Annotated in this window: 30 protein-coding genes; 15 read left to right on the top strand and 15 right to left on the bottom strand. The window is 42.6% G+C overall.

What is annotated here, in order from left to right; genetic code table 11:
• Window position 1: 1 nt before the first annotated feature.
• The 7 genes from QO189_RS00840 to QO189_RS00810 form a co-directional block, all read right to left on the bottom strand.
• On the bottom strand, window positions 2-436 hold the full coding sequence (locus QO189_RS00840) for a hypothetical protein (protein WP_205962057.1): 435 nt from the start codon (window positions 434-436) through the stop codon (window positions 2-4).
• On the bottom strand, window positions 423-1,277 hold the full coding sequence (locus QO189_RS00835) for a hypothetical protein (protein WP_371531132.1): 855 nt from the start codon (window positions 1,275-1,277) through the stop codon (window positions 423-425). The genes QO189_RS00840 and QO189_RS00835 overlap by 14 nt, the downstream gene beginning before the upstream one ends.
• 376 nt (window positions 1,278-1,653) lie before the next feature.
• Window positions 1,654-2,502, bottom strand: a complete 849-nt coding sequence (locus tag QO189_RS00830) for a hypothetical protein (protein ID WP_160021634.1) — start codon at window positions 2,500-2,502, stop codon at window positions 1,654-1,656.
• The gene (locus QO189_RS00825; protein WP_075106277.1) at window positions 2,468-2,665 is read right to left on the bottom strand and encodes a hypothetical protein; all 198 of its coding nucleotides are present in this window, start codon (window positions 2,663-2,665) and stop codon (window positions 2,468-2,470) included. Before QO189_RS00825 ends, QO189_RS00830 begins: the two co-directional genes overlap by 35 nt.
• 160 nt (window positions 2,666-2,825) lie before the next feature.
• Window positions 2,826-2,948 (bottom strand): hypothetical protein, encoded by a 123-nt coding sequence (locus QO189_RS00820; protein WP_371531131.1) that lies wholly within the window; start codon window positions 2,946-2,948, stop codon window positions 2,826-2,828.
• Window positions 2,949-2,956: 8 nt separating this feature from the next.
• Complete coding sequence (locus QO189_RS00815) at window positions 2,957-3,559, bottom strand: hypothetical protein (RefSeq protein ID WP_371531130.1); 603 nt, start codon at window positions 3,557-3,559, stop codon at window positions 2,957-2,959.
• A 29-nt stretch (window positions 3,560-3,588) separates the two neighbouring features.
• The gene (locus tag QO189_RS00810) at window positions 3,589-3,891 is read right to left on the bottom strand and encodes an Arc family DNA-binding protein (RefSeq protein WP_160021632.1); all 303 of its coding nucleotides are present in this window, start codon (window positions 3,889-3,891) and stop codon (window positions 3,589-3,591) included.
• 124 nt (window positions 3,892-4,015) lie between these two features.
• Here QO189_RS00810 and QO189_RS00805 point away from each other — a divergent pair, with 124 nt between their 5' ends.
• Window positions 4,016-4,189 (top strand): hypothetical protein, encoded by a 174-nt coding sequence (locus tag QO189_RS00805; protein ID WP_160021631.1) that lies wholly within the window; start codon window positions 4,016-4,018, stop codon window positions 4,187-4,189.
• Between the two features lie 191 nt (window positions 4,190-4,380).
• On the top strand, window positions 4,381-5,082 hold the full coding sequence (locus QO189_RS00800; RefSeq protein ID WP_371531129.1) for a hypothetical protein: 702 nt from the start codon (window positions 4,381-4,383) through the stop codon (window positions 5,080-5,082).
• 68 nt (window positions 5,083-5,150) lie between these two features.
• On the opposite strand, the gene QO189_RS00795 is transcribed toward QO189_RS00800, so the two are convergent.
• A complete protein-coding gene (locus QO189_RS00795; protein ID WP_160021629.1) occupies window positions 5,151-5,591 on the bottom strand; it encodes a helix-turn-helix transcriptional regulator in 441 nt (146 codons plus the stop codon).
• 118 nt (window positions 5,592-5,709) lie between these two features.
• Here QO189_RS00795 and QO189_RS00790 point away from each other — a divergent pair, with 118 nt between their 5' ends.
• From QO189_RS00790 to QO189_RS00745, 10 genes are all read left to right on the top strand, one after another.
• Entirely contained in the window at window positions 5,710-5,916 is a 207-nt protein-coding gene (locus QO189_RS00790; protein WP_319050012.1) for a hypothetical protein, read from the top strand.
• A 26-nt stretch (window positions 5,917-5,942) separates the two neighbouring features.
• Window positions 5,943-6,221, top strand: coding sequence for a hypothetical protein (locus QO189_RS00785; protein WP_075106283.1), 279 nt, complete (start codon window positions 5,943-5,945; stop codon window positions 6,219-6,221).
• A complete protein-coding gene (locus QO189_RS00780) occupies window positions 6,214-6,375 on the top strand; it encodes a hypothetical protein (RefSeq protein ID WP_160021626.1) in 162 nt (53 codons plus the stop codon). The genes QO189_RS00785 and QO189_RS00780 overlap by 8 nt, the downstream gene beginning before the upstream one ends.
• Window positions 6,376-6,387: 12 nt before the next feature.
• Window positions 6,388-6,579 carry an ogr/Delta-like zinc finger family protein gene (locus QO189_RS00775; protein WP_075106284.1) on the top strand — a complete coding sequence of 64 codons (192 nt, stop codon included), beginning with the start codon at window positions 6,388-6,390 and terminating at the stop codon, window positions 6,577-6,579.
• 29 nt (window positions 6,580-6,608) lie between these two features.
• Window positions 6,609-9,356: a toprim domain-containing protein gene (locus QO189_RS00770; RefSeq protein ID WP_371531128.1), complete on the top strand. Its 2,748-nt coding sequence runs from the start codon at window positions 6,609-6,611 to the stop codon at window positions 9,354-9,356.
• A gap of 14 nt (window positions 9,357-9,370) precedes the next feature.
• On the top strand, window positions 9,371-9,682 hold the full coding sequence (locus tag QO189_RS00765; RefSeq protein WP_371531127.1) for a hypothetical protein: 312 nt from the start codon (window positions 9,371-9,373) through the stop codon (window positions 9,680-9,682).
• Window positions 9,679-9,921: a hypothetical protein gene (locus QO189_RS00760; protein WP_371531126.1), complete on the top strand. Its 243-nt coding sequence runs from the start codon at window positions 9,679-9,681 to the stop codon at window positions 9,919-9,921. Before QO189_RS00765 ends, QO189_RS00760 begins: the two co-directional genes overlap by 4 nt.
• The gene (locus tag QO189_RS00755) at window positions 9,922-10,119 is read left to right on the top strand and encodes a TraR/DksA C4-type zinc finger protein (RefSeq protein ID WP_160021621.1); all 198 of its coding nucleotides are present in this window, start codon (window positions 9,922-9,924) and stop codon (window positions 10,117-10,119) included.
• A gap of 2 nt (window positions 10,120-10,121) precedes the next feature.
• Window positions 10,122-10,388 carry a hypothetical protein gene (locus QO189_RS00750; protein WP_075106291.1) on the top strand — a complete coding sequence of 89 codons (267 nt, stop codon included), beginning with the start codon at window positions 10,122-10,124 and terminating at the stop codon, window positions 10,386-10,388.
• Window positions 10,389-10,595: 207 nt separating this feature from the next.
• On the top strand, window positions 10,596-11,759 hold the full coding sequence (locus QO189_RS00745; RefSeq protein ID WP_371531125.1) for a tyrosine-type recombinase/integrase: 1,164 nt from the start codon (window positions 10,596-10,598) through the stop codon (window positions 11,757-11,759).
• A 628-nt stretch (window positions 11,760-12,387) separates the two neighbouring features.
• Here the strand turns inward: QO189_RS00745 and QO189_RS00740 are convergent.
• A complete protein-coding gene (locus QO189_RS00740) occupies window positions 12,388-13,419 on the bottom strand; it encodes a protein kinase (protein ID WP_371531124.1) in 1,032 nt (343 codons plus the stop codon).
• A gap of 77 nt (window positions 13,420-13,496) precedes the next feature.
• On the opposite strand from QO189_RS00740, the gene QO189_RS00735 reads away from it, so the two are divergent.
• Entirely contained in the window at window positions 13,497-14,441 is a 945-nt protein-coding gene (locus QO189_RS00735) for an ATP-binding protein (protein ID WP_371531123.1), read from the top strand.
• A gap of 42 nt (window positions 14,442-14,483) precedes the next feature.
• Here QO189_RS00735 and QO189_RS00730 read toward each other — a convergent pair whose 3' ends face one another.
• The 6 genes from QO189_RS00730 to gyrA form a co-directional block, all read right to left on the bottom strand.
• Entirely contained in the window at window positions 14,484-15,623 is a 1,140-nt protein-coding gene (locus QO189_RS00730) for a ribonuclease Z (RefSeq protein WP_371531122.1), read from the bottom strand.
• A gap of 32 nt (window positions 15,624-15,655) precedes the next feature.
• Window positions 15,656-15,928 carry a hypothetical protein gene (locus QO189_RS00725; protein ID WP_371531121.1) on the bottom strand — a complete coding sequence of 91 codons (273 nt, stop codon included), beginning with the start codon at window positions 15,926-15,928 and terminating at the stop codon, window positions 15,656-15,658.
• Between the two features lie 94 nt (window positions 15,929-16,022).
• Entirely contained in the window at window positions 16,023-16,691 is a 669-nt protein-coding gene (locus QO189_RS00720; protein ID WP_371531120.1) for a glutathione S-transferase, read from the bottom strand.
• A gap of 196 nt (window positions 16,692-16,887) precedes the next feature.
• Window positions 16,888-17,958, bottom strand: a complete 1,071-nt coding sequence (rarD, locus tag QO189_RS00715; RefSeq protein ID WP_371531119.1) for an EamA family transporter RarD — start codon at window positions 17,956-17,958, stop codon at window positions 16,888-16,890.
• Between the two features lie 239 nt (window positions 17,959-18,197).
• Window positions 18,198-19,268 (bottom strand): EamA family transporter RarD, encoded by a 1,071-nt coding sequence (gene rarD / locus QO189_RS00710; RefSeq protein WP_201601315.1) that lies wholly within the window; start codon window positions 19,266-19,268, stop codon window positions 18,198-18,200.
• 141 nt (window positions 19,269-19,409) lie between these two features.
• Window positions 19,410-22,196, bottom strand: coding sequence for a DNA gyrase subunit A (gyrA, locus tag QO189_RS00705; RefSeq protein ID WP_371531117.1), 2,787 nt, complete (start codon window positions 22,194-22,196; stop codon window positions 19,410-19,412).
• Window positions 22,197-22,774: 578 nt separating this feature from the next.
• Between gyrA and QO189_RS00700 the strand changes: the two genes are divergently transcribed.
• Both QO189_RS00700 and QO189_RS00695 read left to right on the top strand, forming a co-directional pair.
• Window positions 22,775-23,056, top strand: a complete 282-nt coding sequence (locus tag QO189_RS00700; RefSeq protein WP_371531115.1) for a hypothetical protein — start codon at window positions 22,775-22,777, stop codon at window positions 23,054-23,056.
• Window positions 23,057-23,112: 56 nt separating this feature from the next.
• Window positions 23,113-23,970, top strand: coding sequence for a methyltransferase domain-containing protein (locus QO189_RS00695; protein ID WP_371531113.1), 858 nt, complete (start codon window positions 23,113-23,115; stop codon window positions 23,968-23,970).
• Window positions 23,971-24,002 lie beyond the last annotated feature (32 nt).

The raw sequence follows: 24,002 nt of genomic DNA, 5'->3' as shown, positions 1-24,002 counted from the left end.
CTTAACGCCCAACATTATGAAATATTTGGAAAAACTTATAAGCAGTACGCAATGAATAAACTATAATCATTATTGATAAAAAAATAACTAGGATGAATACAGGAATTTGATATTTTTGAACAAATAATCCTACTACAGCAATAATCAAAGTAAAAAAGTAAAGCAAAGCTAAAATTTTGCTGTTACTCAACAAATTATTATAGTGACTTGTTTTTATCAGATTGGAAACTAGCTTAGTTCCGACTAAGCTCACAACTATTGCAATAAGCGTAAGCAAAAAACCTAACAAGATACCGTACAAAGGTATCAAAACCTTGAATATATCCTTGATAAAATCAGCCTCTTGAGCGAAAAAAAAACCTCTTAAAAAATAGCATATGAGCCCCCCAGCTACTGCACCATAAAGCAGCCAACTATAAGGTTTAATACGCTTCATTAATCTCATCGAGTCTATCCAAATATGCTTTAATTATTTTTTCGTACACACTCTTATCGGGCAATGTTTCTTTTGAATATTTGTAGTCCTTAAAAGTGTACTCAATTTTATCTGCAATTAGGTCTATCCAATCTTTCTCACCGTCTATGTTTATCACTTCTACTTTGGCAGATGTAGCCCCAAGATTTAAAAAATTACGTATAGCAAGCAGGGGATTACTGATAGATCCTGGCATCCTAGTTCTTAGATTGATATTAGTTTCGATTCTTACTGTGTCTGCTCCAGACTTACTCAGTGCCTGTATAGCTTCTGTGCTCCAGTTATCTCCATACTCAGGTATCAGGTCAGGTTTCACCGGAATATTTGCTTGTAGCTTTGTGACAGATTTATTACTTAAAAGCGTTTCCAAAGTACCCTTTGTCAATAAGGGTGAAAGTTCAACCTGAACACCGAATGCTTTATTTAAACAATCTTCAAGTCTTTTGTAATGGTTGCCATGATGATTCCTAATATAAGCAACTATACACTTATTAGGAATGTAAACCAGATGATTAGTTTCAAATTTTCCCTCATCATCACTCATAGCTACATCCCAACCATCAGTACATGCCTTTCCAACCTTTATGGGTTCGCCTGTTCTTACTTTTCTAAAAACTCCACATATATAATTTTCATCAATTGACTGGAACTTATACAAATCACGGTCGTAACTGTCCTGAAAGCTATGATTGCCTATAAGTAATTTTTTAAAGCAATCACTGATTGCTTTAGTATTACCCTGCTCATCTGGCTCAGGCTCTTCAAAAAAACTTACTTTATAAAACTCGACCGTGGTAGACATTTATTATCCTGTACATGTGGCTTGGCATCAAGAGCGAAAGGGTAAGACTCGTCACTATTTGTCGTATGCAAAAATAAAAAATGAGCCAGTATCAACTGGCTCACAATAGATTGATAACGAATAAAGCGTACCACTATGACACGCTTTCATCAATCAGTATTTAACTTCTGTTCATTCAAGCTTTAAGTTCAACAAAATCTAATAGAATTCATCTTTAAAAAAAGCGAGCGCAAACAAAAAAGCCCGCCAAGTGGCGAGCTTTGATTTGACGTTAGCAGTCCTAGTATTCCTAATAAAATGCTATCTATATGTTAGTCATGACCTATCAGGCAGTAGTTATAGCACTGACATTAAATGCAAGGATGTATTATGACTCTTAATTTTCTATTTTAGCTCTCATTACTCTGAAAATAGAGATCGGAGTTATCCCATAAAAATCATCCGGCCTGCCGATAATTTCCTTGTAAGCATCGCTCATTGAAAAAAGAGCATGAAAGAAAGGGTTTGCTTTAACTAGATTACCCTTGAACTTCTCTAAATCTTTCGCATCTTCTTTAACGAATCTATCAGGTATAGCATCTAAGATACCTAGAACTACGAACTCTTCCGAAGATAGAGTTTTATGTTTAAGCGCAGACACCAAATGAGCCGATGTTAAGTATTTTTTATCTAACGCCATCCAAGCATGTTGTGTTGTACCACTGTTCACTTGCATAGTTGCTTGAACGCCAATTGGGTATGCATTGATGACATTAAAAACGGTCTTCATATTAGACTCTTCTTCATCTGAAAACTCTTCTCCAGCTTCCTGATTAAGTTGTCTATGAGCATCTAATGCATTATCGGAGTTTTTACCGAGCGTTTCAAAATCCGCAAAATTGATTAATCCTTGAATCATGACTAATCTACCTAAATTATTGGCAGCTAGTTTTTTAGAAATTAGATTGTATTCATCAAGGAGGTTGATCATATCTCGTGGTAAAACATGGTGCATATCCATCAACTGGTCAAGAGACTCTTCTTTACTATCTCCTTTTATACCTTCCGTATGCAAAATATCGCGAGGACCAGCTGTTACTTTATAAGTAAAATCTTTCTGTTCACGACTAGAAGATGTTTTCTGATTAGGAACGCCATCCATAAGCTGAGCGTAATAAGAATGAATTCTATCTATATCTAGATATATAAAATCATAAATCGATTTCGTGGTTTGTTGCTTTGCCATTTAGTTTCTTTCGCTCTTTTATTCGCTCATCCATCTCATCAAATTCTTTATCAAAGCGCTTCCAGCGGTCACTGAATTCAGACAAAAAAGACGGCAAAAAGTTTTCAGGTATACCTGAATTGCTTTTATCACTCTTATTTGCTTGCTTGTCATTTTTATACATGATGGACTCTAAATAGTTAATTTTACTAAATATTTTCTTTTGTCACATATGAGGATAGCACAAGAATATGTTCGTTTGGACGAATAGTTACAGTTGTAGACCATTATTTACTAAAGCGTACCATTGTGACATGCTTTCATCAATAACTATTTAACTTTTGTCAGTCCCAATCCACCGCTTCACGGTAGACACACCAGCCAAATGGCAATTCTTCAACCAATTCAGCATTTTGCAAAAAGTGCTCAAGCCAAAACGTCATCCATATACTATTTTGTAAATTCATAATATTTTCTAACTTTTTAAGTCTATATGAATGAAGCAAATCCCATTATTGCATTGGCCGGTAGCTAGATACCCTCCCACTGGCTTACTACGGTATTTGCCACCATTTGACAAGTACATAACGGCATCCGCACCCTCACGACCTGCCATAGCCCTAGCCAATTTATAAACATCTTTTAAACTTTGTTGGCTGTACTCAGTAGTTTTAGGTTCGTCTGAATACATATACCAGTTTAATGAGATATTGTTTGGGCTATGAGAAAACCAAGCCGATAAAGGGCTTTCGTCATTCATGATGTACAGTTTTTTAGGCTTACCTTCAGTATCGACAGAGTCTTCCACTTCAGCCGGTTCTAATCCTGCACTAACCAGAATAGCTTTCCCATCAAGCATGCCCACAGTTTCAACAGGCTCGCTTAAATCATCTTGATACCATAGAACTTTGTTCTCTGCTGTTGAATTATCTTCAGACCCTTTAACCTCAATTGCTCCGTTTTCATGAACTACGTAATCATCTTCTGACAGTCCAGCTTCTGCAGCAATCTCCTCCATATCGATTACTTGAGGTTCAGGATCACTACAGCCAATCACGCCAAGTGCCAAAACTCCCACAAAAAATCCTTTTCTAAAGTAAATCACAGTTATTTATTCCCTTCTTCATGTAGACCTTTCTTAATGAATAGACGAACAAACTCAACAAATTCTTCTTTAGTTAATCCAGCTTCATCAAACAAATCATTGCCGATAGTATAACGTTCGCCACTGTCATAACCAGGTATATACCCAGGGAAATATACTTCATTTATCGCAAAACTAGATTCAAGACGGGCAACAATATCAGCGTTCATAGATCGACTATGCGCCTTTGCGGATTTTTTTATTTTATCTCTTAACTCTTCAGGTAATCGAAGCTGGTATTGAACCGTTGTATGTTGGTCAGTCATAGACACTCTCAAAATAAAGTCAGTATTCCACACCCAGTGGGTATTGACAATAATATCCACTGGGTATAATCTTAAAACATATCCAGTGGATATGTTTTTAATTTACTCAAACAAGGTTTTAGTTATGGAAGTTAATCGCAGTCGTCCTTCATCTTACAAACTGAGAATGTCTAAAGATCTACACCAATGGCTCAAAGACAATGCAGCTAAAAATTATCGCACATTAGCTACTGAAATGCATATGCACCTTGAGCAAGCAATGATTAAACAACAAAAAGAAGACGGCAATGTTAAATAGACCTAATACTACCCAGCAGATCAATACTTATATGCGTGGTCAGCAGTTGCTGCATCGTCATTTGCAATTATGTCAGCGTATAAAAAAGGCAAACCGCACTCGCCAAAGTAACCGGTCTGCCTTCACCACAAAAGAAATCAACTTGATCAAAGTTAACTCTTTTAACCAATCAGCTCGAGGAGCTAATCAGTATGTCACAGTATAACACAGCACAAGAAACTATCGATGAAGTTGCAACGCTAACCAAAACAGACTCTCCTGCAGCTTGGATAATGAAAACTGACATTAGTGAAAGCCATGCAAGTATTTTGCATAATTTATTTAATGCACTATTTGTTAGTGAACGTCAGTACAGTATCAAAACTGATCATACACCTAACCATATAAGTATTATTACGCTTGACATCAATCAGGTACAACAGCTCATCAACGCATATTGTGGCAAACTCATTACACATATGGAAATTATTGAAGCGCTCTGCGACTTAGCAGAGCCAAAACTAATTTTGCCATCTCCCGTACCTTTTCGCTCAGAAATAGATGATCAACGAATTGAAGCAATACGATTAGAATATGACCAGTCTAATAAGGCAACGCCACTACCTAAATCTAAGACAGACCAGATTGCGCTTGAACTATCTCAAGTTACTTTTAACGAAGCAGCAGACGAGATAGACAAATGCGATGCCAGTCGGCGATGGATAGAAAGAGCTATGTACCTTGAGGAAAGCCATATAGAGCAGCAAGATACCATTCAGTCTTTGCGAGCCATCATTATTGATATGGCAGAGACACTGCACGTAGCAGACCCGAATGCCCGTATCAGCATGACCAGCAGCGATCTACTGGACTTGGTACACAGTCAAAAAGATATGTCAGACAATGCGTTTTAATAGCTCAATAGTATGAGGAACCAGTCCGAGTGACTGGTTTTTTTGTGCCTACCATTTAATCAATTGCCTCATTTGACTGTATCAATTAAACCCAGTCCTAATGTTGCCAGTATCTTATAGTCATAGTCTTCATTGGCATTTGCCCCGGCTTGTACCAACGCTTCCTCTGCGTGATACATCGCACCCAACAGCCTATCTGAAGGGCTTTCTAGATCCAGTATATCGGGTAGATTAATCAATCTCTGATGATATGACGGCAGATCCTTATGAGATCTTACATCAAGCGCAATATCCTCCAAACGCTGACCAGTCAAGACATACATCACATCAAACCCAATATTCCATAGCTTAATTAACAATGATGAAGGCATATCGCGCTTGCCTGTCTCATAGTTTTTATATGTTGTTTGAGCAATTCTGATAGTTGGCTCTTCATAGACCTCAACCGCCATAAGTCCCAAACGCTGACGCTCTGCTTCTAAGCGCTTCCCCACTTCAATTGACTCCACAGCACACCCCTTATATTTTCGTTTGAATGTATAATATGATTGCAAATACGTTCATTTGACTGTATTATTAAACCGTACCACGTTAACACGCTTTCAATTAGCTATAGGATACCACCAAATGACTGAAACAACATTACAGGCAACGCCCAAGGGAGAGCTGCCACATCTAAAAGATGGTAAACGCAAACCCATACAGCTACGGCTAACGCCAAATGAACATGAAGAGTTGGTAAGCACAGCTGGTAATGAAGTTCGATCCATGAGCTATGTTGCATACCGTCGCTATCAGGCTGGTCTAGAGCTAGAGCAGTCAAAGCAACACTAAAACCAAACCCAGAAGGAAACCAAACCATGAACCCAAACACCAAAAAACTACGCGATAACCCGATCAAAATCAGTGTTGATCACTACGACTATCAGATATTACTGGCCCATTCTGAGCGGTCAGGTATCGAGATGGCCACGCTGGTCAGACAGCTTGCCATGAGCAAGATCCATGACTTGGTATTTCGTGAACAACCTATCGCTATGATACTGCCATCACAAAACACAGTCGAGATGCCATTAGGTCACTTTTGGGCGATGACGCAAGCACCGGTCAGTACCTCAGGAGTAACCAGCCATGCCTAACGATGTCTATATCCACCCAACCCCTGCAGAGCAGCGCTTACTTGAACGTAAGGCTGCCGAGCATGGAGTAAGCGTCGATGAGTTTGTCGCTTGGGCACTGAGACAAGCACTCGCTGAAACAGATAAAGAGTTACAACTCATCGTCAAACACTAAAAGAGGTCTTATATGCGCTGTCCAGCTTGTCATTCCAACTGTTTAATCCTGCGTACCCGCGTCATTACTGACTACTTACGCGACATAGAACACCGCTGCAAAAACGACGAATGCGGACACATATTCGTCACTCAGCAAGAGTATGTACGCTCGATAGTCAAGCCAGACGTGCAGAAAGACAAACCAATCAGCGCAAATGCCTAACCAAACTACCAAACCAGACGAGCAATATTATGCAAACCATGCAAGATGATACCCGTAGCGAGCTAATCACTCGCCTCGTACAAGATTATGGTCTCAAATTCTCCAGCGACCGTCAGTTTTTGCGTTATGGTCGCTGCCCATCATGTAATAAAAAAGAATTATTTACCGGTGCTGATGCACCGTGGACGATCCAGTGTGGCCGCGCTAATAAGTGCAATTACCAAGCATCTACTCGCGATATTTACCCAGACATATTCGCCAATTGGACGAAGAAAAACCCACCAACACCCAGCAACCCAAATGCCACGGCTGACGCTTATCTTCAGTCGGGACGTGGCTTTGATATTGTCAAATGGCAAGGCAGCTATACCCAAGAAGTATTCAAAGACTTCTATTCTGACTTTACCTGTCCTAGTGTCCGTTTCAACATCACCAGCGAAGGGCAAACTCTAGGGTATTGGGAACGGCTGATAGAACCCGCCGCGAATATAAAAAAGGCCCGTGTACAAACAGGCTTTAAATTTAAAGGTCATGCTTGGTTACCGCCAAAGCTGCACCTACAGCATGGTGTCTGGTCATATGTAAAAGAGCTATGGATTACTGAAGGCATCTTTGACGCCATGGCACTGACTGAGAATGGTCTACATGCTATCAGCAATATCACCGCTGGTAACTTCCCAGCGCATACATTAGCGCAGATCAAAGCGCGAATGATTGAGCTTGGCAAGCCCCTACCCAGGCTAGTGATCGCCTTAGACAGCGACCATGCCGGACGCAAAGCCACTGACAAACTGGTAGCCACTGCACGTCAAAATGGCTGGGAAGTCACTGCGGCTCAGTCGAGCGAATACAGTAACGGTGATGATTGGAACGACCTACACAAAGCGGAAAAACTCACTAAGTCAGACCTTGAACGCTACCGCTTTTATGGGGAGCTGCTTATTGCTGAGACAGCAAAGGACAAGGCGCTACTGACGTACAACCAATATGGTACCACTAGCTTTTATATGTTTTTCAACAGTTGCACCTACTGGGTAAAAGTAGACAGCGAAAGCTTTGATAAAGCCAAGCAAATGGACGCGGACAGCGAACCGACAGAGGATCTATTCAATACTGAAGAAGAATTAAAAGAAGCCGTACAGCTATGGCATGACGACCTAATGCAGTCTTGCATGACCGTCACTCAGATCATGAACTGTCAACCGCAAGCACTCTACTATCAGCAAAACCTGGTCACCGATGAATCATGGTACTTTTTTCGTATTCGCACACCACAAGCGGACACCAAAAATACCTTTACCGGTAGCCAACTCTCTGCAGCGGGTGAATTTAAAAAGCGCCTATTATCAGTGGCACCTGGCGTCATCTATCAAGGCAATTCAAAGCAGTTAGATGTGATGCTAGGACGCATGATTAATGGTATCAAGACGGTAGAGACCATCGATTTTATTGGCTATAGCAAAGACCATCAGACTTACATTTTTAATGATGTAGCCATCCGTCACGGTCAGAGCTACCCGCTCAATGCTGATGATTATTTTGACCTGCCAAATAATAAAAGCCTAAAGACACTCGCTGCCAGTCCAAATATCAGAATCGGTGACCGCCCCAAAGATCCAGCCAACTGGTTAGCAGACATCATATCTGGCTGGGGTGTGCAAGGCGTCATTAGTCTGGTCGGCTTCATGGGCAGCCTATTTGCCCAGCAAGTACGCGACCGTCAAAAGTCCTTTCCTTTTTTAGAAATCGTTGGTGAGCCTGGTACTGGTAAATCCACTCTACTTAGCTTTTTTTGGCGCTTGATAGGTCGTGACGGCTACGAGGGTATCGATCCCAACAAAACCACTAAAGCCGGTCGTCTGCGCTCACTATCACAAACCTCAAATATGCCTAGCGTCTTTATTGAGTCTGACCGTGACGGCGCCGGCACTGGTCGCAATAGTCAGTTCAATTGGGATGAGCTAAAAAACCTATATGACGGCGGCACGATTGGTACACGCGGTGTCAAGTCAGCCGGCAACGAAGTCTACGAGCCACCGTTTCGCGGCACTATCGTCATCAGTCAGAATTTGCCCGTGGTGGCCTCCAAAGCAGTACTAAGCCGTATCTGCCACCTATTCTTTGCATTGGACAACCAGACCCGAGATTCTGAAGCAGCAGCCAGACGCATCGAGGCGCTACAGACCGAAGATGTCAGTCATTTCTTAGTCGATATCCTCAAGATGGAAGACAAGATACTGCAGGTATTTTTTGATACCAAAATAGCGCACGAGAATTGGTTAAAAGACAGCGGTGTCAAAGCTTTCCGTGTCGCGCATTGCCACGCGCAGATACTAGCCATGTTTGATGCGATGAAACTGGTATTGCCAGATTTGCAACGCTTGGACGGTGCGGTAAAGCAGGAAGTATTCAATATGGCAACAGAACGCGATCAGACGCTTGATACCGAGCACCCGCTCAATATCCAGTTCTTTGACGTGCTCGAACGATTGAATGCAGCGCCCAACGCAATCGAAGGTGCTGGTCATCATATTCGCCGCTTGCATATCAACCACAGCAAAAACCCAGAACTATTGGCGATCAGTATGCCAGAGATCTATCAGCTTGCGAATGAGTACCGCTATGACCTACCGCCACAATCCGACATGCATCACGCACTACGCCAGTCTAGGCAGTTCAAGTTTGTGGCAGCAAACAAGACCGTAGCGTCTCAGATCACGGGTCGTAGCATTCGTTGCTGGGTCTTTGAAATGCCTAAAAACCTAAGTCTCACTTAAAAGGAAATCAACTAATGAACATTCAAAACCTAATGAAACACGTCGCACAACATGCTGAAAGACAAAGACAGGCTCAAGAGTCTAGCAAAGTAATGGAAACGTTTCGAATGATGATAATGACGACCACGATTAACGACTTGGTGAATCAAGACGCTCTCGATAAAACTTTGCAAAAAAGTGCTGATAAAACGCTGCAAATGTTCAAAAGCGACTGTAAGCCTAGCGATGGCGAGATGGAACAACTTGAAGCGATCGCTAACCTCGCGAAAGTGGAAGTTAAAAGAATATTGAGTGAGTCTGCAAAAATCATGAGGGTTAAGTCATGAACCTAGTCCGCGTCCTATTCCTTTACAACCGTGAAAGCCCTTTACATTGGCTGACCTTCGACACGGTGAGCGGTCAGATGATTGACTGCTCAATGCACCCAACGCACAAGCAGCGCGATCTCTATCAAGGCAAGCATTACAGCATCAACAAAGACAAGATTGAAATGCGCTGTGAGACCGAAGTCTACCAAGAACGTAAGTTTGAATCACTCACTGAAATCAAAATAGGAATAAACTAAATGAGCGACATTATTGACCGCGCCAACGACCAAGCGCAAGAAGAGTTAGAACGTAACTTAGCCAAGGCTGCACGTTTTGATCAGCCATCACTGGCAGAGTGTATCGATTGTGGCGAAGATATTCCTGAGCGCCGGCAGCGCTTAGGCGGTGTCACCCGCTGTATCGATTGTCAAAACAATATAGAGGGAAGGAGGTAGTCATGCCATTACCACTAAGTTTATATCGTTGTCGTGACAGCGTTTGCATAGCAACTGATGAAAACATGGTCAATGAGCATCTAAACCGTGATCGCATGGGTAGAAAATCCCCAGTAAATAAAATGCCAGAAGGTAGCGTTATCTTACATAACAACAAGCCCTACGGTATAGACGAACTGACCAGATTGGCACATAAAAAGGCAAAAACAATGAAACTGGATCTAGACAACCCGTTCTCAATCATCATTGATGATAGGTTTATCAAATGACTATACCATGGACAAAAAAACAGCCCTCACAATTGTGAGGGCTGCTTCTTCAAATTATTTGAGCCAAAGCCCCAAACCAAGAACTCTTAAGTGGCTCAATAGTTACCAAACCAGACCTTTATTATAGCGTCAAATCCGTGTAAAAGCTAGTTATATCAGTCTTTTAAGAGATATTTACATTCATTTGACGTCATAGGAGCATTCAAAGTGGCCAGTATTGAACCACTCAAAACCAGTATTCGCATTATTTGGTATATAAACGGTGAAAAAGACAGCGAAACCTTACTAAACACACCACCAACCGCAGCAAACAAGGCTAACGCGCAGAAAATAGCGGATATGGTTGAGCAACAGATACAAATGGGCATATTCAACCGTGATGCCGTATTCCCATCATCACCAAAGCGACAAGCATCATATTTTGGCTATTACATCCCCGTTTGGGAGAATGCCGAGCAAAGTACAGTCTCTCCAACGACTTGGGCGACCTACACCAGCAAAGTGGCCAACCACATCACGCCATATTGGGAAAATAAGCAAATAAGCAAAATCAGTGCTGAAGATGTCGAATATTGGGTATATAAAGTGCTTAGAGTCAATCTATCACCGAAAACGATTGTCGATATACTAGGTTTATGGCGATCAATATGGAGTTATTGGGCACGTCATCAAAAGAACCCTAACGATCCAAGCCAATACATAAAGCTTAACGCAAAAGATCCCAAAGACATCGAGCCATTCACTCGTGAAGAGATCGCATCAATCATCAATACCGAAACGGACACAACCTTTCGGAACTTATGGACGGTCATGTTATGGTCAGGTCTATCCAGTCACGAGCTGATGCCACTGGCCGTAGAAGATATTGATTTTGATCAGGCAACAGCATATATCAGACGTGGCTTTGTGAAAGGCATTCATAAGGCGACTAAAAACCGACGACGCAAACGGCAAATTGAACTACTACCGATCGTAGCGAATGCCTTGGTCAATCAACGCCAATCGATAACTGATCAAGCCCCTCAAGCTGTCAAGGTACTTGAGCGAGATAATCACACCTATGAAGAACAGCATCTAACGTGGCTTTGGTACAACCCGCGCACCGGTAGCCATTACACATACCCTCAACTTGAAAAACGCTGGAAGCGCCACCTTGATAAATGCGACATACCCTATCGCGCTTTAAACAATGGTCGTCATACTTATGCAAGCCAAGTGCTATCAACGGGCATAATCAGCGCCGAATGGTTAGCCAACCAACTGGGCCACGTAAATACAGACATGATCCACAAACACTATGCAAAGTTCATTCCCAGTGACACGCGCCATATCATCCGCAACTTAGCCAATGCACTAGACAATAGCCAGTAACACAATCAGCAAAAAGCCCTAAATATAGGGCTTTTTTTATACCTCATTTATAGGTTCAAGTAATAAAATACCACAGGGGTAGCAATATAAGGTAATCATAGTAATAGCTTAATAAAACAGCTATAAGTAATTGATATTATTATTATTTATAAATACCTTAATATAGTAATTAAAAGTAATTATTATTACATATATAGTATAAGTATATGATTTATATATATTTTATAGTTTCTTTATTAATACCTTTTAGCTGTGTATTGGATTACTTAATAATTACCTCTAAATTACATAAAAAACCTAATAAAATCAATATGATTACCTATATTACCTAGTTTGCACACCACCCCCAAAAATTTAAAAACATCAAAATAAGACGGTGCACTGGCCACGCTTACGATCTGCTTATATCTTACGTGGGATTACTATGGGATAGCCCTACCTGCTTAAATCAATACTACATACCAACAATATCATGCACTTAGCACCCCAAAAATCCTGAAATTAATAATCATAGAGGTTTCGAGTCTCTCCAGCCCCACCATTTTCGGATAGTGAATAAATTGTCTCAAACCTATACTAAACCTGCCTTCGGGCAGGTTTTTTTGTGTCTGTCATTTAGCATTTCTAGTCATAACTTTTCTAACTCACCTAATACAGCTTCCATACTTTGATACCTTTTCTCTACTCGCTTTACCAATGCTTTATCAACTATACTTTGATAGCGAACATACTCTAGTGGTAATTTTGGAATAGGCTGCTGGCAGTGCTGAATGGCCCAATCTGTCATCGTTTGCTGGCTTTGAGAGTCTATATTAAATGCTCGCTTCCCTATCAGTATTTCAACCATCATGATACCGAAGGTATAGATATCACTTTGTATCGTTGCTCTTTGTCCTTGCCAGCGCTCAGGTGCCAAATACGCTGGTGTTCCACCAGAAAAATTTATTGCGTTTGGTTGATCATTTTTTTGGGCTAATGCAAAATCCGTCAATAGTAAGTCAGGCACTATACACCCACTGTCAGCGTGAGTCGTTAGATTATCACTGAGCAAGATATTACTGGGTTTAATATCATTATGAAGCCAGCCAGCGTTGTGTAGGTTGCAGACTAAATGAGCAGACTCTTTGATCAAGTCATGTTTTTGATTGTCCGTTAACGCTAAATGGTAACTCAACAGCTTAGCTAAGCTGCCGTTTTTATAATGTGGCATGACCAATACCATTAACTGCTGGCTTTGTCCTAATGTATCGATCTCTACATTGTGATGGGCCAATAGAGGTGGTGTAATAGAGATAACTTGAGTTTTCTGCGAATTATATAACGCTTGCAACACGCTTATTTCATGAGTTAAATCTGAGACACTTTGGAGCTTATCTGAAGTGGCGCGCAGCTCCCATTTAATCATGACGCACCCATACTCCAAATGATGTGCACGCGTTAGACCTTGATAATAGCCTTGCTTACTGCTTTGTTTGGTAATTTGCGTGTGACTCTCTTGGGTTTGTTCTGCCCCTTTCTCTATTTGTTGCTGACTGATACGCTGATGCACTATTTTACTATATGCTCGCTCTGATAATGCTTGGGTGATGACTGGTAATAGTTGTCCAGATTGCACTTGCAAGGCTTGTGTAATAGGCAAATTACTGGCACTATTTTTCAAAGTATTATCTCCATATTATAGAGTCGCAATCGCGCACTATCGTTTTACCCAACCGCCACTTTACCGCTAGAGTCATTATGTCACAGTCTAACAATTACGCCCTGCCCGCCCCTTTATTAGCGTTGCTCAGTCAGTATCTGCAAGAACACGTCACACCTACCATTGAGATTGACCCAAGCCAGCTTGCGTATCGCTGGGTCGGTGGACGTACTGGTCACCTGCAGTCTTTGTCTGTCAATCTATTTTTGAGCTTGGAGGATTTGCAAGGTATTGATGTGCAAAAAGCAAAGCTGGTACAAAACACCCGCCAGTTCCTAAAAGGCTATCCTGCCAATCACGTCCTGATGACAGGGACACGCGGTGCCGGCAAATCTTCGCTGATTCGCGCATTGCTACAAGCCTATCACAGTGAGGGGTTACGGATTATCGAGATTGCGCGTGATGATCTACAGGTGCTAGACAAGATTCGTGCCGCGATTAATGCGCTGCCAGCGGACTGCGCTTGTCGGTATATCGTCTACTGCGATGATTTGGCATTTAACGGTCAAGACGAGAGTTATCGGGCGCTAAAAAGTGTGCTTGATGGTGCGCTAGACTCTGAGCAAGACAAGCTACTGGTCTATGCCACCAGTAACCGCCGTCGCTTGCTACCACAGATGATGAAGGACAATCTTGATATTTACAATGGGCAGACGGATGAAGTCAATCCTTACGAGACCATTGATGAGACCGTGTCATTATCGGATCGATTTGGCTTATCATTAACCTTTCATCCTATGGATCAGCAGACTTACTTACAGATTGTGCAGCATTATCTGCGTTTAGAGCAAAGGAAAATTTCAGCTCGCACGGATGCTGATATTGAAATGGATGTAGACGGTGAAAATCTACCTGACAAAATCAGAATGGACGCCTTGCGCTGGGCATCTGAACGCGGTGGACGCTCAGGTCGGGTTGCTTATCAATTCAGCCGTTATTGGAGTGGCAAAACACAATTGGCTATTGCAGACCATAAATCATAGCCGCTAAGCCATACTTTTAAAATTATCTCTTTACAGTCATGCCTAATTGCTGCGTGCAGAGCCTACATACTGCACGCGACTCTCCTTTTGACTGCCCGCTTGATTATCTGCCAAGTCGATAGCCCCATTGACGGTATATTGAGCAAAATCTTCTGCCAGCCATAGATTGCCTTGATAGACACTTTGCGCATCTAAGCGAATATAGGCCATATTTGGCGTTTCGCTATCTGGATTATCAAAGCCCTGATAACGAGCGCTAAAGTGGGTCAAAATGATGTTTTTCAGGCTCATTTTTTGCGCGAATGTGCCCACTATGTGCGCGCTGCTATGCATGGGATCAAAGTCAGGGTTGCGGGCTTGAATAGCCATCATGACCTCGTGCGTATAAGTGGCCTCATGCACCAACAAATCCGCATCCATAACTGCTTCACTCAAACACTCTGGCGTGTCATTGTCCCCTGCTATTACTACTTTTGTCCGCTGCACATCATCATGAACATAGTCTGCTGAACGCAATTTTCGACCGTCCTCAGTGATGACATTTTCACCTTGTTGTAGCTTGCCCCACAGCGCACTTGCTGGGATACCATTTGCTACGAGCTTGTCCGTGTTAAGCGTGCGACGGCTTATGGTCTGCGTGATACCAAATCCATGAGATGGCACGCGATGCGATAACGGATAAACCTCTATCATCAGCTGATGTTGATTATCCAAGTCAATTTTTACTTTACTCTTATTGTCTTCTTGCGACAACAGATCCTCTATCGACACAAAGTTGAGGGTAAATGGCAGATATAGTTCAGTATGTAGGATAAAGGCATCAAGCAGCGCAGAGATGGCTTTTGGTGCAATGAGCGTCAATGGCTCACGGCGACCTGACATCGCGGCACTCGCCAGCAGCCCTGGCAGGCCATAACAGTGGTCGCCATGGACGTGCGTAATACAAATAGCCGTCAATTGACGTAAGGAGAGCTTGGTATGTAGCAATTGCTGCTGTGTGCCTTCGCCGCAATCAATGAGCAGCCACGGGCGTGACTTTTTATTTTGACTGTTGCTATGCGGCTGGTTGCCTTTTGATGAACCAGACGCATGAGGATTCAAGCATTCGATTGCCAAAGCAGTCACATTGCGCTGCTTGGTTGGCACGCCTGCGGAGGTGCCCAAAAAGGTTAATTTTAGCATAGGTCATGTCTTCTATTTATCAGAGGCATGGGTTAGGACCGTTGGCATATCATGGTTTTTTGACCGTCAACCATTTGTCCACCATTGGCTGTACATTCATTGACCATATTAGATTCATAAGATTTCCAGCCACCATAAAAACTAGCGGCACACAGAATCACAACCAGCAGCTTCTGTGACCAAGATTTGATAGATATCTGCTGGTTATCAACCGTTTGCTTGCTTTGCAAGTTCTGATCTAGCGACTGCTTAGCATCAATGTCTTTCTTTGTTTTTGCATGATGCGATGTATTCAAGTCTGTCATTATTTTATCCTAAAAAAGGCTTTGCTTATGAATAAACAAAACCTTTTATCTAAATATTTACTCAAGTATTGAGCAGTGTTAATACAAGCATCCTCTAGAATTGAAGACGGCCGCCCTTCTCTTCCGCTCGCTTAAAGGCATCTCGCTCTTCACAGCGTTGAAGCCAAGTCAAAATACTAGCATATCTGACTTTGTCCAAGCCTGTGCCAGCATTAGCGCCCACAACGGCAAGATGCATTTGAATATCGGCTGCACTAAATTCACTACCAGCAAACCAGTGGTTCTTGCTTAGATGTTGTTCCATCATATTCAGCATTTTTTCCAAACCACTACTGATCATGTTCTTTTCGACCTGGCCTTGGATTTTTTTACTGATAGGTTTGATCAGCATGGGTGATTGATCCACCACCTTTGTAAATACCAAGCGCATCACCAATAGCGGCATCAACGAAGCTTCTGCAAAATGTAGCCAAAACGTATAGGCTTCCCATGCTGTTTCGTCACTATCATCAGGTTTGAACTGCTTTTCTTTATCATAATGCTTAATCAAAAACTCGATGATAAATCCTGACTCGAGCAATACGCGCTCGTCCACTTCTAGCATTGGCGCACTACCAATCGGATGCACTTTTTTTAGGCTATCAGGTGCGCGGTATGCTTTATTGCGCTCATAGCAAGTCAGTTTGTAATCGGCGTTTAGCTCTTCTAGTAGCCAGATGATACGAAACGAGCGTGAGTTTGCTAAATGATGAAGATGTAACATAAACCGTCCTAGTCATATATTATTTTAAGTCAGCCATAACTTATTAGACATGATGCCACGCCTTCAATTAAGCGTGACTGCCCTTGATAATAGCGTAATTTAATCACCTTTGACACTGCAAGTTTGTAGAACTGTAACGAAAGTACGGCCTGACAAGTCAGCTCTACATATATCTAGGACACGGTAATCGTCCGCATTATTCTACATGTAGTGCCTCAATCTTGCGCGTCATCTTATCTATCTTTTGCTGATATTTTTTGATTTGGCGAAAGCGGTGCGCAATTAGTACGCCTTTGATACGGCGATTTTTGAGACGGCGGCGCGGTGGAAAACTACCCACTTGTGGCTCATTGTAGCCATGCAAGCGGTTTTCACGTTTACGCGCCAGATAACCAAGGGCGCTATCAGCAATCATAATCAGCAGTGCGATAAAAATCATGCTGTACATCAGCATGGAGCCGCCTTCATGTAAGTTACGATCCAAAATTGCAATCGAAAATATGAATAAAAATACCGGCTCAAGGTAACACAAAGTCCCAAACAACGAGACAGGTAGCTTTTGACTCGCGACCATCGTCAGTGACATTGCAGCAGTACTGATTATGCCCAATAATGGCAATAGATACCAAAGCTTATGGTTGGTGATTGCCACCTCAAAGCCGCCATTCATATATAACGCAACCAATACGACTGGTAGCAACAATACAAGATCAGAGATCAAGCCTGTGATAGGCGGTACGGCCAGTTTACGACGTAGCAAGTAGTACGGCGGATAACCCAAGCACACAAACAAAGTCGCCCAAGAGATCGCGCCATATTCAAAGATATCGTAAGCAATACCAAGACCTGCACATATAATCGCAGCCCACTGTAGCAAGCTCATGTCTTCATTATAAAAAAAGCGACCGACCACGATCATGATCATTGGGTATAGGAAGTAGCCTAACGTCACCTCAAGCCCCAAGCCATTGACCGGTGCCCACATAAACATCCAGATTTGCGCACCCAAAATCGGAGTAGGTAATATAAATAAAAACCACTCTTTTGCGTTTTTTAGTGTTTTTAGATAATCAAAAATATGCTGCCACTGCTTTAGTACACTCACTAGCAGCACCAGACTAAAAAACATTGTGAGCACACGCCACGAAGCAACTTGCGTACCTGATAACGGTTGCAACAGCAAACCAAATAGGAACAGCAATGAGTATAAAAAATTTGCAGCCACAGCAGTGATCGTACCCTGCGAGGTTTGGTTAGTAGTCAACATCACAACAGCCTTTAGAGATTGGGGCACATCCTTTGCAATTTTAAAAAAAAACAAAAGCCTCAGACGATAACGTCTGAGGCTTTTGCATATAAGGTCGTCGCGCAATCTAAGATAAACGCTTTTAATGTATCTTGCTACATCATGGGCGGCATTATGTCAAAGTCGGCATAGATAAGCAATGCTACTGTGCATCTAGTGTATTAATTTCTACATCCAGTAAATTTAATATATATAAGTGCTTATTTTGCATCAAGTTGTTCGAGTTTTTGCTGTATCTTATCCATCTTTTTTTGGTAACGACGAATTTTGCGAAAGCGATGCGCTTTTAGCACACCATCGATACGCTGATTGATAAAATGACGACGCGGCGGAAAGCCGCCAATCTGAAGCTCTCTATATCCATGCAAGCGGTCATTACGCTGACGAACGAGATAGCCTATCGCACTATCGATTATCATAACCACCAGGGCAAGTGTAATCATGCCGTACATAAAGAGCGAGCCACCTTCATCGAGACTTTGACTCAGAACGGTAATAGACAACACAAATAACAGCAGCGGCTCTATGTAGCTCAGCGCCCCAAATAGCGAGACCGGCAACTTGCTACTCGCAATCATCGTCAGCGACATTGCCAGTGCACTAAATGCACCCAGCAATGGCAGTAGGTACCAAAACTTCATATTTTGTGCCGCCACACTAAAACCGCCAGTGAGATAAAGCATGATCAGTACCACTGGCGTCAGCAATGTCAAATCAAACAACAAGCCAGTAATGGGCGGTACAGCAAGCGTGCGGCGCAATAGATAATACGGCGGATAGCCCAAACATACAAATAGCGTCACCCAAGACACCGAACCATATTGAAAAATGTCGTAGCCAATACCGAGCGCTGCCAGTATCGCTGCCGCATACTGCAAGACACTCATATCCTCACGGTAAAAAAACCGACCAAGCACAATCATCACAAGTGGCAATAAAAAATAGCCCAAGGTGACATCCAGTCCAAATCCATTCACAGGTGCCCACATAAACAACCAAATCTGACCGCCTAAGATCGGTGCAGGCAATATAAATATCAGCCATTCTTTTAAGGTCTTAAGTGTCTTTATATAATCAAAGACATGCTGCCATTGTTTGGTCAAACTGAGCAAGATGACCAAACTTAACAACATCATCAGTACTCGCCATGAGGCTACCTGTGTCCCCGTTAAGGGCAGCATAAACAGTCCAAACAAAAACATCATCGAGAATAAAAAGCTCGACGATACCGCTGCGACAGTTCCCTGAAAAGTTTGATTGGTCGTAAGCATAACAACAGCCTTAAAAGTAAAACCCTGTGTACATTATTAAGAAAAAGTGAATGAAAAATAAAAGCCTCCGACGATAACGTCAGAGGCTTTTTTCTAGAACAATGATCAGAAACTAGACTGAAAAGCTAACTACCAAGACTGTTACTCGTCATCGTCTACTGCATCATTATCCAATGTATAATCGTTGGCATCGCTCAAAGCGGTATTGTCAGTTGCGGCATCGATATCTATCTGCTCCTGACCTTCTACATCAAACGTCCCATCTTCTTTCATCGCATCGACTAATTCATCATCGCCCTCTTCGTGCTCAACACGCGCCATAGCGACTAATTTTTCATCTTTTGACAGGCGAATGAGCGTGACACCCTGTGTATTACGACCAGAGCTAGCGACATGCTCAACTGGCGTACGTACTAGTGTTCCTTTGTCAGAGATTAAAATAATATCATCGGTAGCGTCAACCTTAGTCGCTCGTACCAATGCGCCATTACGCTCACTGGTTTTAATGGCGATTACACCACCACCACCACGATTTTGTGTATTGAACTCTTCGATAAGGGTACGCTTACCAAAGCCGTTTTCACAAGCAATTAGGATTTCATGTACATCATCTTCGATAACGACCAATGATTTGATAAATTCATCAGCAGCCAGACGCATACCGCGAACACCTTTCGCCGTACGGCCCATCGCGCGAGCATCATTCTCATCAAAACGAATCGCTTTACCACTTGAAGCAAACAACATCACTTCTTGGCTACCATTAGTAATGCGAGCGCTGACCAATTTATCACCATCTTCTAGACCAACCGCAATCAAGCCGTTCGAGCGAATATTGGCAAACTGCTTCAGCTCTACGCGCTTCACTGTACCATTAGCCGTGGCAAAGAATACGAAAGGTGGCTCTGCTTGATTGCTATCTTCTACCGAATCGTCATCATTGCTATGCTCTGATACCTCACTTACTACTGAGGTATCTTCTACAATTTTTGGAATTGGCAATATCGTCGTAACGGTTTCATCGCTATTTAAACCAATCAAATTAACCAACGGACGACCACGAGCACCGCGACTGGCAATCGGCACTTCAAACCCGCGTAAGCTAAAGACACGCCCGCTGTCAGTGAAACACAAAACAGTCGAATGCGTTGATGTCACGACTAAATGGTCAATCACATCATCTTCTTTCATCGCGGTTGCAGACTTACCTTTACCGCCACGTTTTTGCGCGACATAATCATCAATCGGCTGAGTCTTGGCATAGCCAGTACGCGACACCGTCATCACAACAGTCTGCTCAGGAATAAGGTCTTCGCGGTTGAAATCCATACGTGAGTCGATGATGTCGGTACGGCGCTCATCACCAAAGTTATCACGAATCTCAATCATCTCATTAGAGATAATGGTCATTAGCTTATCAAAATCACCTAAGATAGACTCTAAATGTGCAATCTCGCGCAGTAGATCTTGGTACTCTTCGGTCAATTTATCCTGCTCAAGACCTGTCAAGCGATGCAATTGCATGTCTAAAATGGCATTGACCTGCTCAAGCGACAAGCGATAACGCTCTTCGCCTTCGATCAGACCAAACGGCGCTTTAGGATCTTCGCCTTCGATGAACTCAGGGCGTACTGACTGACTGCCAGCAGCGGTAAGCATCGCAACGACACTGCCTGAGCCCCATGTGTTGTTCAATAAGCTTTCGCGTGCCAATCCACGGTTTGCTGACGCTTTAATCGTCGCAATAATCTCATCGATATTGGCTAGAGCAACCGTTAAACCTTCGAGCAGATGACCACGAACACGGGCTTTGTTCAATTCATAAATCGTACGGCGAGTCACCACTTCTTGACGATGACGGACAAATGCAGCGATAAGCTGACGTAGAGTCAATAGCTTTGGCTGACCATTATCGAGCGCGACCATATTGATACTAAAGCTAGACTCAAGCGGCGTTTGCAAGAACAAGTTATTAACAATAACTTCGGCAGTCTCGCCGCGACGTAAGTCAATAGCGATACGCATACCGTCTTTATCAGACTCATCACGAATCTCGCTAATGCCTTCGATTTTCTTATCACGAACCAGCTCTGCGATACGCTCGATCAGTTTGGCTTTATTGGCCTGATAAGGGACTTCGGTAAATACAATACGCTCGCGGTCACGGTTGACACCAGTATTACTCATCGGCTCAATATGATAACGACCACGAATATGCAGACGACCTTTACCCGTACGATAAGCATCTAAGATACCCGCGCGGCCGTAGATAATACCGCCCGTAGGGAAATCAGGACCTGAGATATGTGACATCAACTCTTCGGCTGAAACTTGTGGGTTTTCAGCATAAGCAAGACAAGCATTGATCACTTCGGTCAGGTTATGCGGCGCCATATTGGTCGCCATACCGACTGCGATACCCGTCGCGCCATTGACCAATAGGTTAGGAATACGCGCTGGCATCACGCTTGGCATGCGCTCAGAGCCGTCGTAGTTGTCTTCCCAATCGACTGTGTCTTTGTCCAAATCAGCCAGCATTTGGTGGGTCAGTTTGGTCATACGTACTTCGGTATAACGCATCGCTGCCGGAGGATCATCATCGATCGAGCCAAAGTTACCTTGACCATCAACCATTGGATAACGCAAGCTGAAATCCTGCGCCATACGTACGATGGCATCATAGACGGCACTATCGCCATGTGGATGGTACTTACCGATCACATCACCGACCACACGTGCTGATTTTTTATACGGTTTATTATAGTCGTTTGATAGCACGTGCATGGCATACATCACGCGGCGGTGTACAGGTTTGAACCCATCACGCACATCAGGCAGCGCACGCGAGACGATCACGCTCATCGCATAATCCAAATACGACTGCTTTAGTTCATCTACGATGCCAATAGGACTGACCGATTCGCTCATATACACTCCTTCACTCACATTCTTTTTCTAACGTTGACACATCGCTTATGGCACCCATAGATCATATAAAAATACTGCCACATAAATGGGCAGTCATGATCAAAATACATACCATAAAAAAACACTGCTACACGTGCAAAACAATAGGAAAATAGCGATAGTTTTAATGTTTAATAAAAGAAGCTATTTTAGCACAAATTTGTTGATTTAGGGGGTTCTGGCTACCATTAAAATCAAGCCAGACGGTTCATTCACAGTGATATTTTGAATTATTGATATACACTAAAATAATTTTAGTAGCAGGTTTTTTTTGATTAACTGATTTTGCCGTTTTTGCAAACAAACTTGCCATCTGCGAAACAATGAGATACTCCGCCCATTCTACCTGAACAGAGCCTACCAATTGTTCTAACATGAGCTAATGGTTTTCATAACCGTACTATTTTCATAAGTATATTATGGTTTAAATCATGTCAATGAAGCTATTTTTTTAGTGACGCTGGACAAAAAAATCCTAAGCGTTACACTAACTCATCTTTTATAGAACTTAAATAAAGACCTAACAGGCTACTCTTATTATGGATATCATTCTTGCGATTGTTTGGATTTTAGCAATGGTGCTATATAGCTTTTCGAGCGATTATGTTGCTAGCTTTCCTAATCATAACAATCGCGCTGTACCCTATGTCCGTTGGGGAGCACTTTTAGTCGCTATGGCTTTATCAGCATATTTAGCAAAAGCCTATCAAGAAAACTTACAAGGCAACGGTATGTGGGTATTTGTTATCGTCGTATTTGTCATTATTGTTTTAGCCAAGGTCGTCTTTAAATGGGTAATTAATAGACGTTTAAAACGCTAAGCTATACTGAATATTTTTGTTGCTCTCAACCTCTCATCTATTGATCTGAACGCCTTATGACAACTGAACATCAAAACAACCAACTTGGCCTAAACCAAGCCACATCACCAGAAGACACACGAGCAGATCGTAGCTTCGATGCCATTGCCGATCATTTCGAAAAAAAGGTCTACGGCGGTTTAAAAGGTGAAATCCGATTGGCGGTATTACGCCGTGATATTTTTGAATATAGTGCGCAGATAAGTGAAGCGCTTGGGCGACCGCTGCGTATCTTAGATGTGGGTGCAGGGCTTGCACAAATTGCAATAGAGCTTGCCGCTCAGGGTCATAGCGTAGTCATCAATGATATCTCAGCAAATATGCTCGAGAAGGCAAAAGCAAACGCTGAACAGATCGATCAAAAGCTGGATATCACCTGGTACGTCTGTCCATACCAAGCGCTTGAAGAAACGCTTGGTAAAGAGGAAAACGATAAGTTTGATTTGATCATGTGTCATGCCCTGCTTGAATGGTTGGCAGAGCCCGCTGCCGTCATGGACTTCTTTGATCAATATCTAACCGATGATGGTGCGCTGTCTTTGTGCTTTTATAACCCTGCAAGCTTTGATTATCGCAACCTTATTATGGGAAATTTTAACTTACTTGATAATACAGACTATAAAGCAGACAACAAAAAAAGCCTGACACCCAATCATCCCGTTGCTAAAGAAGAAGTGGAGTCTTGGTTAAAGGCGCATGAGTATCAAACAGTGCGCAGCAGTGGTCTACGAGTGTTTCATGATTATGCACCGCTCAAACGCGGCGGTCATAACGACCCAGAGGCAGTGATACGAATGGAGCTGCGCTACTCGCAATTAGAGCCATACAAATGGCTTGGACGGTATTTGCATATTTTGGCAGCTAAGCACGCTTAGTAAATATTTTTTAACTCAGACCTACAAAAACC

The sequence above is a fragment of the Psychrobacter sp. Arc29 genome (assembly GCF_041431175.1).
In the GTDB taxonomy this organism is placed as follows: Bacteria; Pseudomonadota; Gammaproteobacteria; order Pseudomonadales; family Moraxellaceae; genus Psychrobacter.
This window is presented reverse-complemented; position numbering and strand designations above follow the sequence as displayed.

Bases quoted from the DNA above. Each gene is read 5' to 3' on its own strand.
- QO189_RS00840 (WP_205962057.1), bottom strand. From the start codon at position 436: ATGAAGCGTATTAAACCTTATAGTTGGCTGCTTTATGGTGCAGTAGCT.
- QO189_RS00835 (WP_371531132.1), bottom strand. From the start codon at position 1,277: ATGTCTACCACGGTCGAGTTTTATAAAGTAAGTTTTTTTGAAGAGCCT.
- QO189_RS00830 (WP_160021634.1), bottom strand. From the start codon at position 2,502: ATGGCAAAGCAACAAACCACGAAATCGATTTATGATTTTATATATCTA.
- QO189_RS00825 (WP_075106277.1), bottom strand. From the start codon at position 2,665: ATGTATAAAAATGACAAGCAAGCAAATAAGAGTGATAAAAGCAATTCA.
- QO189_RS00820 (WP_371531131.1), bottom strand. From the start codon at position 2,948: ATGAATTTACAAAATAGTATATGGATGACGTTTTGGCTTGAGCACTTT.
- QO189_RS00810 (WP_160021632.1), bottom strand. From the start codon at position 3,891: ATGACTGACCAACATACAACGGTTCAATACCAGCTTCGATTACCTGAA.
- QO189_RS00805 (WP_160021631.1), top strand. From the start codon at position 4,016: ATGGAAGTTAATCGCAGTCGTCCTTCATCTTACAAACTGAGAATGTCT.
- QO189_RS00800 (WP_371531129.1), top strand. From the start codon at position 4,381: ATGTCACAGTATAACACAGCACAAGAAACTATCGATGAAGTTGCAACG.
- QO189_RS00790 (WP_319050012.1), top strand. From the start codon at position 5,710: ATGACTGAAACAACATTACAGGCAACGCCCAAGGGAGAGCTGCCACAT.
- QO189_RS00785 (WP_075106283.1), top strand. From the start codon at position 5,943: ATGAACCCAAACACCAAAAAACTACGCGATAACCCGATCAAAATCAGT.
- QO189_RS00780 (WP_160021626.1), top strand. From the start codon at position 6,214: ATGCCTAACGATGTCTATATCCACCCAACCCCTGCAGAGCAGCGCTTA.
- QO189_RS00775 (WP_075106284.1), top strand. From the start codon at position 6,388: ATGCGCTGTCCAGCTTGTCATTCCAACTGTTTAATCCTGCGTACCCGC.
- QO189_RS00770 (WP_371531128.1), top strand. From the start codon at position 6,609: ATGCAAACCATGCAAGATGATACCCGTAGCGAGCTAATCACTCGCCTC.
- QO189_RS00765 (WP_371531127.1), top strand. From the start codon at position 9,371: ATGAACATTCAAAACCTAATGAAACACGTCGCACAACATGCTGAAAGA.
- QO189_RS00760 (WP_371531126.1), top strand. From the start codon at position 9,679: ATGAACCTAGTCCGCGTCCTATTCCTTTACAACCGTGAAAGCCCTTTA.
- QO189_RS00755 (WP_160021621.1), top strand. From the start codon at position 9,922: ATGAGCGACATTATTGACCGCGCCAACGACCAAGCGCAAGAAGAGTTA.
- QO189_RS00750 (WP_075106291.1), top strand. From the start codon at position 10,122: ATGCCATTACCACTAAGTTTATATCGTTGTCGTGACAGCGTTTGCATA.
- QO189_RS00735 (WP_371531123.1), top strand. From the start codon at position 13,497: ATGTCACAGTCTAACAATTACGCCCTGCCCGCCCCTTTATTAGCGTTG.
- QO189_RS00730 (WP_371531122.1), bottom strand. From the start codon at position 15,623: ATGCTAAAATTAACCTTTTTGGGCACCTCCGCAGGCGTGCCAACCAAG.
- QO189_RS00725 (WP_371531121.1), bottom strand. From the start codon at position 15,928: ATGACAGACTTGAATACATCGCATCATGCAAAAACAAAGAAAGACATT.
- QO189_RS00720 (WP_371531120.1), bottom strand. From the start codon at position 16,691: ATGTTACATCTTCATCATTTAGCAAACTCACGCTCGTTTCGTATCATC.
- rarD (WP_371531119.1), bottom strand. From the start codon at position 17,958: ATGTTGACTACTAACCAAACCTCGCAGGGTACGATCACTGCTGTGGCT.
- rarD (WP_201601315.1), bottom strand. From the start codon at position 19,268: ATGCTTACGACCAATCAAACTTTTCAGGGAACTGTCGCAGCGGTATCG.
- gyrA (WP_371531117.1), bottom strand. From the start codon at position 22,196: ATGAGCGAATCGGTCAGTCCTATTGGCATCGTAGATGAACTAAAGCAG.
- QO189_RS00700 (WP_371531115.1), top strand. From the start codon at position 22,775: ATGGATATCATTCTTGCGATTGTTTGGATTTTAGCAATGGTGCTATAT.
- QO189_RS00695 (WP_371531113.1), top strand. From the start codon at position 23,113: ATGACAACTGAACATCAAAACAACCAACTTGGCCTAAACCAAGCCACA.